Origin of the sequence: Sphingobium sp. B11D3D (assembly GCF_025961755.1) — a bacterium.
GTDB lineage: Bacteria > Pseudomonadota > Alphaproteobacteria > Sphingomonadales > Sphingomonadaceae > Sphingobium.
The window spans coordinates 35,503-48,932 of sequence record NZ_JAOQOG010000001.1 but is presented as its reverse complement, the minus strand read 5'-3'; the positions used below and the strand labels follow the sequence as shown (position 1 = coordinate 48,932).

The 13,430-nt window shown below is 67.1% G+C and carries 12 protein-coding genes; 8 read left to right on the top strand and 4 right to left on the bottom strand.

Annotated features, from left to right (window positions below):
* The first annotated feature begins 17 nt into the window (after positions 1–17).
* Positions 18–596: an NADPH-dependent FMN reductase gene (locus tag M2334_RS00235; RefSeq protein WP_264604521.1), complete on the top strand. Its 579-nt coding sequence runs from the start codon at positions 18–20 to the stop codon at positions 594–596.
* A 2-nt stretch (positions 597–598) separates the two neighbouring features.
* Here the strand turns inward: M2334_RS00235 and M2334_RS00230 are convergent, their stop codons facing one another.
* A complete protein-coding gene (locus M2334_RS00230) occupies positions 599–1,276 on the bottom strand; it encodes a YggS family pyridoxal phosphate-dependent enzyme (protein ID WP_264604520.1) in 678 nt (225 codons plus the stop codon).
* Positions 1,277–1,370: 94 nt separating this feature from the next.
* Between M2334_RS00230 and M2334_RS00225 the strand changes: the two genes are divergently transcribed.
* A complete protein-coding gene (locus M2334_RS00225; RefSeq protein WP_264604519.1) occupies positions 1,371–1,907 on the top strand; it encodes a thiamine phosphate synthase in 537 nt (178 codons plus the stop codon).
* Here M2334_RS00225 and M2334_RS00220 read toward each other — a convergent pair.
* Complete coding sequence (locus tag M2334_RS00220) at positions 1,900–3,195, bottom strand: SGNH/GDSL hydrolase family protein (protein ID WP_264604518.1); 1,296 nt, start codon at positions 3,193–3,195, stop codon at positions 1,900–1,902. The two genes, M2334_RS00225 and M2334_RS00220, sit on opposite strands and share 8 nt — an antisense overlap.
* A 153-nt stretch (positions 3,196–3,348) precedes the next feature.
* Positions 3,349–3,972: a hypothetical protein gene (locus M2334_RS00215; RefSeq protein WP_264604517.1), complete on the bottom strand. Its 624-nt coding sequence runs from the start codon at positions 3,970–3,972 to the stop codon at positions 3,349–3,351.
* Positions 3,973–4,456: 484 nt separating this feature from the next.
* Between M2334_RS00215 and M2334_RS00210 the strand changes: the two genes are divergently transcribed.
* From M2334_RS00210 to M2334_RS00185, 6 genes are all read left to right on the top strand, one after another.
* The gene (locus M2334_RS00210) at positions 4,457–4,906 is read left to right on the top strand and encodes a DUF3576 domain-containing protein (RefSeq protein ID WP_264574095.1); all 450 of its coding nucleotides are present in this window, start codon (positions 4,457–4,459) and stop codon (positions 4,904–4,906) included.
* Between the two features lie 47 nt (positions 4,907–4,953).
* On the top strand, positions 4,954–7,509 hold the full coding sequence (gene leuS, locus M2334_RS00205; protein WP_413716420.1) for a leucine--tRNA ligase: 2,556 nt from the start codon (positions 4,954–4,956) through the stop codon (positions 7,507–7,509).
* Positions 7,509–8,021, top strand: a complete 513-nt coding sequence (lptE, locus tag M2334_RS00200) for an LPS assembly lipoprotein LptE (RefSeq protein ID WP_264604515.1) — start codon at positions 7,509–7,511, stop codon at positions 8,019–8,021. Before leuS ends, lptE begins: the two co-directional genes overlap by 1 nt.
* Positions 8,018–9,001 carry a DNA polymerase III subunit delta gene (locus tag M2334_RS00195; RefSeq protein WP_264604514.1) on the top strand — a complete coding sequence of 328 codons (984 nt, stop codon included), beginning with the start codon at positions 8,018–8,020 and terminating at the stop codon, positions 8,999–9,001. The genes lptE and M2334_RS00195 overlap by 4 nt, the downstream gene beginning before the upstream one ends.
* A gap of 202 nt (positions 9,002–9,203) precedes the next feature.
* The gene (msrB, locus tag M2334_RS00190; RefSeq protein WP_264572327.1) at positions 9,204–9,614 is read left to right on the top strand and encodes a peptide-methionine (R)-S-oxide reductase MsrB; all 411 of its coding nucleotides are present in this window, start codon (positions 9,204–9,206) and stop codon (positions 9,612–9,614) included.
* Between the two features lie 91 nt (positions 9,615–9,705).
* Positions 9,706–11,847: a transglycosylase domain-containing protein gene (locus M2334_RS00185; protein ID WP_264604513.1), complete on the top strand. Its 2,142-nt coding sequence runs from the start codon at positions 9,706–9,708 to the stop codon at positions 11,845–11,847.
* Between the two features lie 145 nt (positions 11,848–11,992).
* Here the strand turns inward: M2334_RS00185 and lpdA are convergent, their stop codons facing one another.
* Complete coding sequence (lpdA, locus tag M2334_RS00180; protein WP_264593474.1) at positions 11,993–13,396, bottom strand: dihydrolipoyl dehydrogenase; 1,404 nt, start codon at positions 13,394–13,396, stop codon at positions 11,993–11,995.
* Between the last annotated feature and the right edge of the window lie 34 nt (positions 13,397–13,430).

Genomic DNA, 13,430 nt, shown 5'->3' with positions numbered 1-13,430 from the left:
CCACGGAGCCTGACAATATGAGCCTTTCGCTTCTCGTCTTCTATGGATCCTATCGGGAGGCGCGCGCCGGCATCAGGCTTGCGGACTATTGCGTGCGCACGCTCTCCGAACGGGGCCATAAAGTGGAACTGATCGATGCGCGGGCGGTCGGCCTGCCGATGCTGGACAAGCGCCTCTCCGATTATGCGCCCGGCACTGCCCCTGCCGAGATGACGGCGCTGGCCGACAAGATCAGCGCGGCCGATGGGTTCGTGTTCGTCACCGGCGAGTATAATTCCGGTCTGCAGCCGGGCCTCAAGAACCTCATCGACCATTATTATCAGGAATGGCGGCGGCGGCCGGCCGGCATTGTCAGCTATTCGGCGGGGCGGATGGCGGGCGCGCGCTCCAGCTATGCCTGGCACCCGACGCTGACGACGCTGGGGATCGCCGTGATTCCCGCCAGCGTGGCGGTCGGTGGGATCACGGACAGCCTCGATGCGGCCGGCGAACCGAGCGGCGCGGGTGGCGCGGCGCTGGTGCGCAGCTTCACCGGCTTTGCGGACGAGCTGGAATGGTGGGCCGGCGCGGTGAAGGCGCAGCGCAGGCCGGGCTGACGTCACATGGCGTCGCGGGCACCGAACAACGCGGTGCCCACGCGCACATGGGTGGCGCCAAGCATCACTGCCGTCTCATAGTCGCCGGACATGCCCATGGAGCGGCCCGGCAATCCATGATCGCGGGCCAGCTTGTCGAGCAGGGCGAAATAGGGCGCGGCTTCGACGTTCGCCGGGGGGACGCACATCAGCCCGACGACCGGCAGGTCCGCCGCGCGCGCCTGTGCCAGCAGGGCCGGCACATCGGCGATGGCGCAGCCACCTTTCTGCTCTTCCTCACCGATATTGACCTGCAGGAAGCAGTCCGGCCGGCGGCCCGCCTTGTCCATGGCCTTGGCCAGCGCCGCGATCAGCGAGGCGCGGTCGACGCCGTGAATGGCATCGAACAGCGCGACGGCATCCTCCGCCTTGTTGGACTGAAGCTGGCCGACGAGGTGGAGGCGGATGTCGGGATAAGCCTCGCGCAGCGCCGGCCATTTGGCCTGCGCTTCCTGCACGCGGTTTTCGCCGAACACGCGCTGCCCGGCCTCGATAAGCGGGCGCACCGCCTCGGCCGGATGCGTCTTGCTGACGGCGATCAGCGTCACCGACCCCGCAGGACGACCCGCGACGCGCTCGACCCTGCTGATGCTGTCCCGCACATGCGCCAACCGGCTCTCGGCCGTGCCCTCAGCGCTCATTTGATTATTTTGCCCATTCATCGGCGCCGCTATAAAAGGCGCGATGCACGCAGGCCAAGGCAAATCGCGCACTCCCCTGCCAACCCTGTGGCTGATGAGCGACGAGCGCGTTGCGACGGACGATCTGCTGCGCGCCATCGCGCGTCTGCCGCGCCATTCGGCCATTGTGCTGCGCCATTATCGCCTCGACCCCATCGCACGGCGGGCCTTGTTCAATCAGGTGCGGCGGGCAGCGCGCAAGCGCCATTGCCGCATTCTGCTGGCCGGCGATGCGGACATGGCCCGGCACTGGGGGGCAGATGGCCATCATGGTCCGGCGCGGGGGCCGCGCGACTCGCGCTGGCTGCATAGCGCGCCGGCGCACGGCCATAAGGAAATGCGGGCGGCGCAGCGCGCCGGTGCGGATGTCGTCCTGCTGTCCCCGCTGTTTCGTACGCGCTCGCACCCCGGCGCGCGACCGCTTGGCCCGGCGCGCTTTGCGGCGCTTGCACGACTGGCGACTCTGCCGGTGATCGCGCTTGGCGGGGTCCACCCGCACCATGCCGCCTTGGTGCGGCGCCTTGGGGCTGTGGGTTATGCGGCCATCGACGGGTTAACGCCCAGACGTGGTCCGCGCGGCGGCGCTATTTGAACAGCGCGAGGTCGATGGACGCGGCCAGCGCCTCATAACCCGCGTCGGTGCCGTGCAGGAAGTCGCCCATATGATAGCCGGGCCGCATCTGCTGCGGATTGGCGGGGTCCGCAAAGGCTGCGTCGAAATCCAGCCAGGCATCGAAGATCGTGCCGGAGCGGATGGCGGCATTGATGCCTTGCCGCACGGTCTCGGCCTCCGGCGTCCAGTAGGTCGCGCCCTTATAAGGGGCGATCGTCGCGCCGACCGCGGTAATGCCGCGCGCCCGTGCGCGCTCTGCGATCTGGCGATAGCCTTCCAGCATCGTCTCCAGCGTTACCTTGGTGCCATCTGCAAGGACATTGGGCCGGCCGGCCTGCCGGGCCATGCGCTCGGCGCCAAAGGCGATGCCAAGATCGTTCACGCCCTCGAACACGATCAGATAGCGGATGCCGGGCAGGGCGAGAATGTCGCGGTCCAGCCGGGCCAGCGCGCTATCGCCAAAGCCATCGCTGAGCACGCGATTGCCGCTGATGCCCTGATTGGCGATGCCCCACTTGCCGGGATTCGCGGCCAGCAGACGGGCGGCGAGGAAGTCCGGCCAGCGCCGGTTCGCGCCGGGCGTGGAGCCGATGCCGTCGGTGATCGAATCGGCGAGCATGGCAATCGTCCCGGCACCGTCCTGCGCATCGACCTCCACGGCGGCGAGGAAGGGGCGGTGCGGACCTTGCTGCACAGGCTCGAAGGGCTTGCCGAGATAATTGCCGGGCGGCGAGACGCGCAGCGTATCCAGCCCGCTTTCATGGCAGGTGCAGGGGCCGGTATCGCCCGGCACATAGATCTGCACGGAGAGGCGGGCGAGGTCCGGCACGGGCATGTCGACTGTGTCGCTCAGCAAGGGTGCGCGCGCCGGGATGCGGGCTGTCGGCGCGCCGCCGAAGCGCAGCATCCGCGCCGAGCCCGGTACTTCGGCGCCTTGCGGATCGAGCAGGGCGATGCGCGCCCCGCCGATCTCCAGCGGCTTCTCGCCATAGGCATTGGTGAGGCGCAGCCGCAGTGCCTTGCCACCGGCCGCGATGCGGAGCGTCTGCACCAGCGTCTGATTCTTATAGCTTCTCGGCGCCATCAGTGGGCCAAGATCCGTGCGGGGGCGGACCGGCGCGGCGGACCAGCTGGTGATCCAATCCGCCCGCGCGGGGGCGGCCGAGAGAAGCAGGCCGAGGACCATGGCGACGATGCCCGTCGTGCGTCCGAGCCGGCTTTTCCCGGCGTGATCGCGACGATGATGGGCGATCTGATTTATGCGCATAGTTCCTCTCCCCGTTGCGGCGCCGTTCGGCGGCCCGCACCGCGGTGCTGCCTTGTGGGGCGCCGCTGTGTCAATCATCGAGACGGAAGAACCGCAACGCTTGGGGACGCGACTCATCGCGCTCGCAAACCAAAGGTCAGCGCACAAGCGGGCTTAGAACTTGAAGGTGGTCCCGACGTAGACGGCCTGGCTGTCCTGCGCCTGATCCGTCACCGTGGGTGCGAGCCGGTTGTTCGGCCCGGCATAGCGCACGCCAGCCTTCAGGTTCAGGTTGCGGGTCAGCGAGTAGCTGCTCGACAGATCGACGGCATAGCTGGGCTCGGTGCCGAGCGTGGCCGGCGTATCTTCCGCCGGGGAGGCGGCCGCGACTTCGCGGTGCTCAAGCTGGACATTCGCCGAGAAGCGATCCTGCTTCGGGCGCAGCGTGAAGCTGGCGACCGGCTCGCTGATCGACTTCTCGATGATCGGGTCAAGCCTGGAGGATTCGATGCGGGTGCCCGGCGTGAACCGCGCGAGACCCTTGGTCACGCCCAGCCGGTATGCGACAGGCGCGACGCCGAGATTGGGCAGAACCCGCTCGGACCGGCCATCCAGCGCGGAGGCCATGGCGTTGGGCGTGCGGACGAGAATGGTCAGCGAGCGATTGCCGGCCGCCGAACCGCTGGTCGGCGTGAAGCGGAAGCCCTTGCTCTGCGATTCGCGCGCGGCCTGGGCATAGGCCTTGGCCAGCTTCTCATCATGGGTGACCGGCGTGAACGAACCGATGCTTCCTAGCATCTTCAGCGACACGCCGCTTTGATCCAGGCCCCTCGATTCTGCGCCGAGAACAGCGGAAAGCGCCGGGGTGAGGGCGAGCGAAAGGGCGGCTGTCAAAGCCCCCGCCAACGCGATCTTTCCCGTCTTCACCGTCACCGTTCGCTCCCTGCGCCGACTCCATTTTGAGGGCCGGTCTGTGTTCTTATATCATGAGGGGATAGCGCGGACCAGAAGCAGAGACGATTCGCTGGAAAGCGTGACCGATTCTCCACAGTGGCCACCGGCGAGCCGGTTATCCCCTTATAATCCCTTCGTGAAACGACCATTGTTCAACACGGTTGCAAAAATCAACCCACCGCAACTGAAATTGCGCCGGGCCGATGCCGGCAGCGGCGCGAGCGGCAGAGCCCGCGCAATCCGCCACTTGTGCCGCCGCCCTGCCTCACTATAGAGGCTGATCGACAGGGAGCCCGGTCACCACCGGACATCACGGGATAGGCAACGCATGGTTCTGAGCGGACACAAGACTTTGAAGGGCGGCCTGCTGCTGGCGCTTTCCTGCGGGCTGCTGGCAGGCTGCGGTGGCGGGAAGGATCGCCCCAAGGCCGATCTGGCCGCCTCGCGCGTGACCAGCATCGGCATCAACGGCTATCTCTGGCGCGCCAGCCTCGAGACGCTGTCCTTCATGCCCCTGCTCCAGACCGATTCCAACGGCGGCGTGATCCTGACCGACTGGTACATCAATCCCGCCGCGACGAACGAGCGCATGAAGCTGACGGTGACGATCCTCGACCAGGATCTGCGCGCCGATGCTCTGCGCGTGGCGGCCAGCCGCCAGATGCTGCAGAACGGCCAGTGGATCGACGCCCCGGTGCAGGCGGCGACGACCCAGAAGCTTGAAGAAATCATCCTGACGCGTGCCCGCGACCTGCGGCGCCGCGCGATCAGCGGCTGACAAAGCCCGGCCTCGGCGCCCGTCACGGGGCCGGACCGGCCCTATTGATGAACGAGGCGAGAGTGAGCGACAGACGCTTCAACCCTGCGCAGGCTGACGCCCGCTGGCAGGCCGTGTGGGACGACAGGGAGAGCTTCAAGGCCGGCACCCGCCAGGGCGCGCCGAGAAGCTATGTGCTGGAGATGTTCCCCTACCCCTCCGGGCGCATCCACATCGGCCATGTGCGCAACTATTCCATGGGTGACGTGCTGGCCCGCTTCCGCCGGATGCAGGGCCATGATGTGCTGCACCCGATGGGCTGGGACGCCTTTGGCATGCCCGCCGAAAATGCCGCGATGGAAAAGAAGATCCATCCGGGCAGCTGGACGCGCGACAATATCGCCTCGATGAAGGCCCAATTGAAGCGCCTCGGCTTCGCGCTCGACTGGAGCCGCGAGCTGGCGACCTGCGAGCCGGATTATTACGGCCAGGAACAGGCGCTGTTCATCGACCTGTATGAAGCCGGCCTGGTCTATCGCAAGGAAAGCGCGGTGAACTGGGACCCGGTCGACATGACCGTGCTCGCCAATGAGCAGGTGATCGACGGGCGCGGCTGGCGCTCGGGCGCGCTGGTGGAGAAGCGCAAGCTCAACCAGTGGTTCCTGCGCATCACTGACTTCGCCGACGACCTGCTCGCCGGTCTCGGCACGCTGGACAAGTGGCCCGAGAAGGTTCGCCTGATGCAGGAGAACTGGATCGGCAAGTCGCAAGGCATGCAGTTCCGGTTCCGGCTGGCAACGCCGGTTGGCGAGATCCAGGAGCTGGAGGTCTTCTCCACGCGGCCGGACACGCTGTTCGGCGCGAGCTTCGCGGCGATTGCCGCCGATCATCCGATTGCGCTGGCGCTCGCTCAGGACAATGCCGATCTCGCCGCGTTCGCCGAGGAATGCCGCCGGTCGGGCACCGCCGCGGCTGACCTGGAGACGCAGGAGAAAAAGGGCTTCGACACGGGCCTGAGCGTCGTCCATCCGCTCGATCCGGACTGGAAGCTGCCCCTGTTCGTCGCCAATTTCGTGTTGATGGATTATGGCACGGGCGCCGTCTTCGGCTGCCCGGCGCACGACCAGCGCGACCTCGACTTCGCGCGCAAATATATGCTGCCGGTCGAGCGCGTCGTCGCGCCGCAGGGCGAGGAGCAGGCGCCGATCCATGACGAGGCCTATACTGGCCCCGGTCGCCTCGTGAACTCGCGCTTCCTCGACGGCATGGCGGTGGAAGAGGCCAAGGCCGAAGTCATCCGCCGCGCCGAGGCCGAGGGCTGGGGCAAGGGCACGACGGTGTGGCGCCTGCGCGACTGGGGCGTTTCGCGCCAGCGTTACTGGGGCACGCCGATCCCGTTCATCCATTGCGCGGACTGCGGCGTGGTGCCGGTTCCCAAGGCGCAACTGCCGGTGGTGCTGCCCGAGGATGTGAGCTTCGATGTGCCCGGCAATCCGCTCGACCGGCACCCGACGTGGAAGCATGTCGATTGCCCCAAATGCGGCAAGGCTGCGGTGCGCGAGACCGACACGCTCGATACCTTCGTGGATTCGAGCTGGTACTTCATCCGCTTCGCCAGCCAGCCCGATGACCAGCCGTTCGACCGCGCCGAGGCCGAGAGCTGGCTGCCGGTCGGCCAGTATATCGGCGGTATCGAGCATGCGATCCTGCATCTGCTCTACGCCCGCTTCTGGACGCGCGCGCTGGCCCATATCGGCAAGATCAGCGTTGCCGAGCCGTTCGAGAGCCTGTTCACGCAGGGCATGGTCACGCATGAGACCTATGCCCGCAAGCAGGGCGAAGGGCTGCCGCCGCTCTATTATGCGCCCAGCGAAGTGACGCGCACCGCCGAGGGCGCGACGCTGCTGGCCGATGGCGCGCCGGTCGAGATCGGCCGCGTCATCAAGATGTCCAAGTCCAAGAAGAATGTCGTGGACCCGGACGAGATCATCGAGCGCTATGGCGCGGATGCGGTGCGCTGGTTCATGCTCTCGGACTCGCCGCCAGAACGCGACCTGCCGTGGAGCGAGGCTGGCATCGAGGGCTCATGGCGCTTCGTCAATCGCTTGTGGCGGATCTTCGGGCAGGTCGGCGAAACCGGCGACGGCAGCGAGGACTTGGGCCTCAAGCGCAAGCTGCACCAGACGGTCGACGGCGTCGCCAGGGACATCGAGGCACTGGCCTTCAACAAGGGTGTCGCCAAGATCTACGAGCTGGCCAATGCCATCGAGAAGGCGGCGCCGTCCGCTACCCGCGCCGAGGCGATTCGCGCGCTGACGCTGCTTGTGGCGCCGATGACGCCCCACATCGCCGAGGAAGCCTGGGCCGAGATGGGCCATGAGGGCCTGATCGCCGACGCCATGTGGCCGTCTGTCGATCCCGCCTTGCTGGTCGATGACGAAGTGACCATCGCCATTCAGGTGATGGGCAAGCTGCGCGATACGATCACCGTCGCCAAGGGCACGGACAAGGCCACGCTGGAGAGCCTTGCGCTCGCCGCGCCCAATGTCGCGCGGCAGCTGGAAGGCCGGGCGCCGAAGAAAGTGATTGTGGTTCCGGATCGTCTGGTCAATCTGGTCGTCTGATGACCAGCGCTTTCCCCCGTCCCGCCTTGGCCCGCCTCGTTCTGGGCCTCGCCCTTGCCGCCAGCCTCTCGGCCTGCGGGTTGAAGCCCATGTATGCGGGCGGGCGCAGCGGGGCTGCGGCGCAGGCGCTGGCGAGCGTGCAGGTGGAGCCGATCCCCGGCAAGAACGGCTGGCTGATGCGCAATGCGCTCAACGACCGGCTGGCCGCCATGGGCGATGCCGCCCCGCGCTTTCTGCTCAAGGTGCAGCTCGATGATCGCATCGAGGGTCTGGGCGTCCGCGCCGACGACACGGTGACGCGCGAACGCCGGACCCTGCGCGCGCGCTATCAGCTGGTCGACACGCAGGATGGCAAGACCGTGCTCGACGAGACGTCAAGTTGGGACGCGGGCATCGATGTCGCCTCCAGCGAATATGCGACGGTTGCGGCCGAGGATAGCGCGCTGGAGCGACTGACCGAGATCGTCGCCGACCGCGTGCTGGCCAGCGTGGCGCTCGCCGCGCGCGAATGAGCCTGCGGGCGGACAATCAGGCCGCGCTCAAGGCGCTGGACGACCCCGCGCCGAACATCCGCCTCTATCTGCTGTACGGGCCGGATGAAGCCGGCAGCGAAGCGCTGTCGGCGCGCGTCGGCAAGGCCATGGGGGCGGGCGCCGAGCGGATCGACCTGGATGGGGCGACGCTGCGCAGTGACCCGGCGCGCCTGCCGGATGAAGCCGCCGCCATCTCCATGTTCGGGGACAAGCGCTGGGTGCGCGTGCAGCCGGCGGGTGAGGAAGTCGTGCCCGCCGTCGAGGCCCTGCTGCAGGCGCCTGCGACCGGCAATCCGGTGGTGATGATCGCGGGCAATCTGCGCAAGACGAGCAAGCTGCTCAAGCTGTGCGAGGGCGACAAGGCGGTGGTCGCCATCGTCAGCTATGCGCCGGAGGGCCGCAATGCCGATGCGCTGGCGGTCAGCATGGCGCGCGAGCTGGGTCTGGAACTGCCGGGCGATCTCGCCCGTCGGCTGGTGGCGCTGACCGGCGCCGAGCGGGGACTGCTGGCTGGCGAGATCGAAAAGCTGGCGCTGTATCTGGATGCCTCGCCCGAGGAGCCCAAGGCAGCGACGCCCGAGGCGTTGGATGCGCTGGGCGCGGAGGGGGGCGACCAGCAGCTCTTCAAGGCGGCGATGGTCGTGCTCTCCGGCAATGTCCGCGCCGCCGAGCATGAGATGGCCCGGTTGCGCCAGAGTGGCGGCTCGCTGGCGGGGCTTGCCCGCCTCACCCTGCAACGCGCCATCGGCTTTGCGCAGGCGCAGGGCGGACAGGCGCCGCGCTTTGGCGGGCGTGGCGACGAGGAGGTGGCGCGCCGCTGGAGTGCGGAGGCGCTCGACAAGGCCATTCACCGCCTCGCCGAAGCCGAGCGGACCAGCCGCCTTTCGCACCAGATCGGCGAGACGGTGCTGGCGCAGGAGTTGATCAACGTCGCACGGCTCGGCGCACGCGGGCGCTAGGGCCAATCGACATTCAGCGCTGACGGCCTGCAAATGGCGGCATTCCGCGCTTCCGGTTTCTTAATCTGTCTGGGCCAGCGATCTTCAAGGCAGCGGGATCCCGGATCAAGTCCGGGATGACGAAAGAAGGGCTGACGAAAGCGTTTCTGCCCTCAAACCCGGTGCCATTGACGCGCCCGGGCAGGCACCCGATATTCCGTGCATGGATAAGATGAACCTCAGCGATGCCGAGTGGCGCGAGCGCCTGACCCCCGAGCAATATCATGTGCTGCGCGAGCATGGCACCGAGCGCGCCTTTGCGGGTGCCTATGACAAGCTCAAGGATGCCGGCATCTATCATTGCGCCGGTTGCGGCCTGCCGCTGTTCGACAGCGGCCATAAATATGACAGCGGCTCAGGCTGGCCGAGCTTCACCGCTCCGCTGGAAGATGAGGCGGTCAGCGAATATACCGACACGAGCCACGGCATGCGCCGGGTCGAGGTGCGCTGTGCGCGCTGCGACGGGCATCTGGGCCATGTCTTCCCTGATGGGCCGGGGCCGGAAGGCCTGCGCTACTGCATGAACAGCGTCGCGCTGGACTTCGAGCCGCAGGGCACCGCACAGGACGATTGATATCCTATTCAGCGCTTGTAAAGGCGCTGGACGCTTGTAGCGTCCTGCACAGTTGCAGCACGCAGCGGTTCGGAGCGATACAAGGCAAGGCATGGCCAAGGCAAAATCGGGGAGCTCGATCAGGCTCTGGACCATCCGGCTGATCAAGGTCGGCATCGCACTCGCCATCGGCGGACTGATCGCGCTGGTGATTGCGGTCGTCATCGCGATGCAGTCACTGCCGAGCTTCGACTCGCTCAAAAGCTCGCCCAATGGGCAGATGATCCGCGTCCATGCCGCGGATGGCTCCGTGCTCGTCTCGCTCGGCCCGAGCTATGGGCGCTGGCTCAACCATTCACAGATTCCCGAGGTGATGACCCGCGCTTTGGTCTCGGTGGAAGACAAGCGCTTCTACATGCACCCCGGTGTCGATCCGATCGGCGTCGCCCGTGCGGCCTGGGTGGGCTATGTCCGCCGTGGCGAGGGGCGGCGGTTGCAGGGCGCGTCGACCATCACCCAGCAGCTGGCGCGCAACATCTTCCTCAACAACAGCTATTCCGCCGGCCGAAAGCTGCGCGAGATGATCCTGGCGCTGGCGATGGAGCGCAAGTTCAGCAAGTCCCAGATTCTGGAGCTGTACCTCAACAAGGTCTATTTCGGCGGTGGCGCCTATGGCGTGGATGCCGCGAGCCGCAAGTTCTTCAATCACCCCGCGACGACGCTCAGCCTCGAGGAAGCGGCGATCATCGCCGGGCTGGTGAAGGCGCCCTCGCATTATTCGCCCACGGCCGATGCCGATGCTGCCGCCGGCCGCGCCCGTGTGGTGCTGGACGTGATGGCGGCCAATGGCGACCTTACCAGCGCCGAGCGGGCCGCCGCCGATCTCGATAGCGTGCGGCTGGTGCCCGAGAAGGCGCAGGACAGCGTGCGCTACTTCACCGACTGGGTGCTGCCGCAGCTCGATACGCTGATCGACGAGCGCGAGCAGCCGCTCGACGTCTACACCACGCTCGATCCCCGGATGCAGCGGGCCGCCGTGGCGGCGCTCAAGGGCAATGTGCCGGGCGGCGCGCAGGGTGCGCTGGTCAGCCTCGACCGCGATGGCGCGGTGCGGGCGCTGGTTGGCGGGCTGGATTATGTCAGCTCCAACTATAACCGCGCGACCGTTGCCCAGCGGCAGCCGGGCTCGGCCTTCAAGCTGTTCGTCTATCTCTCGGCGCTGGAAGCCGGTTACACGCCCGAGACGCGGGTGGTGGACAGCCCGGTGACGATCAACGGCTGGTCGCCGCGCAACGACAATCGCCGCAATGTCGGCGAGATCGACGTGCGCACCGCCTTTGCCTATTCGATCAACACCATTGCCGCCAAGCTGGGCATGGAAGTGGGCTTCTCGACCGTCGCCGACATGGCGCGGCGGTTCGGCATTTCCACGACGATCAACACGCACCCCTCGATGGTGCTCGGCACGTCCGAGGTCCACCTCATCGACATGACGCAGGCCTTTGCCTCCGTTGCCCGCAAGGGCGTGGCGGTGCGGCCCTATGGCATCCTCAAGGTGACCACGGCCGATGGCACCACGCTGTATGAGCATGAGGACGATACCAGCCGCGTGCTGGTGGCGCCCTGGGTTGCGGCGGGGATGACTGACCTGATGCAGACGGCGGTGAACACCGGCACGGGCCGCGCCGCGCAGATCGGCCGGCCGGTTGCGGGCAAGACCGGCACGACCACCAGCAACAAGGATGGCTGGTTCGTCGGCTTCTCCAGCGGCCTCACCACCGGCGTGTGGATGGGCCGCGATGATAATCGCACCGTGGGCGGCCTGGCCGGCGGGCGCGCGCCCGCACGGGCCTTCGCGGCCTATATGCGCACCGCCGTGGCCAATCGCCCGGTCGAGAATTTCGAGACCGAGGTGGTGCTGCCCGAATGGCAGCTCGAACCGGACGAAGAGGCCTATGGTTCGCCCGACAATGGCATGATGGTGGACGAGAATGGCCTGCCCCTGCCGCCCGCCGAGGGCCAGAGCAGCGGTGCCGAAGGCGCGACACCGGGCGACACCAGCGGCACCGAAGCGCCGCGCCGGATCGACCAGCGCTGGATCGACGAAGTGCTCGGCCGCGATGAACGCCCGGCGCGCCCGGCACCCGCCCAGCCAGGCCAGCAACGCCCGCCGCAGCAGCAGCGTCAGGCACCGCCCGCGCAGCCCCAGCCGCAACGGGAATCGCCGTCGATCCTGCCATCGGGGATGCAGTAGGGGGGCTGGTTCAGCCGCGGAAGACTCGTCAGCGCGGCGCCAGACGTGCGCGAATCTTCCGCCAGCATTCAGCTTCGCTGGCGAACAAGCTTACACGCGGGCAAAGGGGAAGCTCCTGACCGGACAGGCCGGTCAGGGCGCCAAGTCACATGTGGATGGGCTTGCCGAGCACTGCCATCGCGGCTTCCTTCACCGACTCATTGTGCGTCGGATGGGCGTGGCAGGTGTAGGCGATGTCCTCTGACGTCGCGCCGAACTCCATGGCCTGCGCGGCCTGGGCGATCATCGTGCCGGCGGGATCGGCGACGATCCACACGCCCAGCACCCGGTCGGTCTCGGCATCGGCGATCACCTTCACGAAGCCGTCGGTGGCGCTGATCGCCTTGGCGCGGCTGTTCGCCATCATCGGGAACTTGCCGACCTTGACCTCGCCCTTCTCGCGGGCGGCTTCCTCGGTGAGGCCGACACCGGCGATCTCCGGGCTGGTATAGACGACGCTGGGGATGACGTCATGATTGACGATGCCGGTCATGCCGGCGATGTTCTCGGCGACGGCAATGCCTTCATCCTCGGCCTTGTGCGCGAGCATGGGGCCGGGAATCACGTCGCCAACGGCCCACACGCCATCGACCTTGGTGGAGAAATCGGGACCGGTCTCGATCTGGCCGCGCTGGTTCAGCTCCAGCCCGATCTTGTCGAGGCCGAGGCCCTGCGTGTTCGGGCGGCGGCCGATGGCGACCAGCACCGTATCGGCCTCGATCGTCTCGGCGGTGCCACCAGCAGCCGGCTCGACCGTCACGCTGGCCTTGCCGCCCTTGACGGCAACGCCGGTCACCTTGGTGCCGGTGCGGATCTCGAAACCCTGCTTGGCGAACAGCTTGGCGGCTTCCTTGCGCACCTCGCCGTCCATGCCGGGCAGGATCTGGTCGAGATATTCGATCACGGTGACCTTGGCGCCCAGGCGACCCCAGACCGAACCCAGTTCGAGGCCGATGACGCCGCCGCCGATCACCACCAGATGATCCGGCACCTTCTTGAGCGCCAGCGCGCCGGTGGAATCGACCACCACGCCCTTGTCATTGTCGATCTCGACACCGGGCAGCGGCGTTACGCTGGAGCCGGTGGCAATGACGATGTTCTTGGCGGTCACCGTCTTGCCGGCCACCTCGACGCTGTGCGCGTCCTTGAAGTTGGCGAGCCCCTTGAGCCATTCAACCTTGTTCTTCTTGAACAGGAACTCGATGCCGCCGGTGAGGCCCTTCACCGCCGCATCCTTGTCCGCCAGCATCGCCGGCAGATCGAGCGATACCGAGCCGAGCTTGATGCCGTGCTTGGCCAGCACGCCATCCTTGGCCTCATGGAACAGGTGCGAGGCGTGCAGCAGCGTCTTGGAGGGAATGCAGCCGACATTGAGGCAGGTGCCGCCCAGCGTCTCCCGGCTTTCCGCGCAGGCGGTCTTCAGCCCAAGCTGCGCGGCGCGGATCGCCGCCACATAACCGCCCGGCCCGGCGCCGATTACGAGAACGTCATAGTCGAACTGGTCTGCCATTACTCATATCTCCTTCCAGTGCTCCTGCGAACGC

Excerpts from the sequence above, each read along its gene's own strand:
- M2334_RS00235 (WP_264604521.1), top strand. The coding sequence starts at position 18 with ATGAGCCTTTCGCTTCTCGTCTTCTATGGATCCTATCGGGAGGCGCGC.
- M2334_RS00230 (WP_264604520.1), bottom strand. The coding sequence starts at position 1,276 with ATGAGCGCTGAGGGCACGGCCGAGAGCCGGTTGGCGCATGTGCGGGAC.
- M2334_RS00225 (WP_264604519.1), top strand. The coding sequence starts at position 1,371 with ATGAGCGACGAGCGCGTTGCGACGGACGATCTGCTGCGCGCCATCGCG.
- M2334_RS00220 (WP_264604518.1), bottom strand. The coding sequence starts at position 3,195 with ATGCGCATAAATCAGATCGCCCATCATCGTCGCGATCACGCCGGGAAA.
- M2334_RS00215 (WP_264604517.1), bottom strand. The coding sequence starts at position 3,972 with ATGCTAGGAAGCATCGGTTCGTTCACGCCGGTCACCCATGATGAGAAG.
- M2334_RS00210 (WP_264574095.1), top strand. The coding sequence starts at position 4,457 with ATGGTTCTGAGCGGACACAAGACTTTGAAGGGCGGCCTGCTGCTGGCG.
- leuS (WP_413716420.1), top strand. The coding sequence starts at position 4,954 with ATGAACGAGGCGAGAGTGAGCGACAGACGCTTCAACCCTGCGCAGGCT.
- lptE (WP_264604515.1), top strand. The coding sequence starts at position 7,509 with ATGACCAGCGCTTTCCCCCGTCCCGCCTTGGCCCGCCTCGTTCTGGGC.
- M2334_RS00195 (WP_264604514.1), top strand. The coding sequence starts at position 8,018 with ATGAGCCTGCGGGCGGACAATCAGGCCGCGCTCAAGGCGCTGGACGAC.
- msrB (WP_264572327.1), top strand. The coding sequence starts at position 9,204 with ATGGATAAGATGAACCTCAGCGATGCCGAGTGGCGCGAGCGCCTGACC.
- M2334_RS00185 (WP_264604513.1), top strand. The coding sequence starts at position 9,706 with ATGGCCAAGGCAAAATCGGGGAGCTCGATCAGGCTCTGGACCATCCGG.
- lpdA (WP_264593474.1), bottom strand. The coding sequence starts at position 13,396 with ATGGCAGACCAGTTCGACTATGACGTTCTCGTAATCGGCGCCGGGCCG.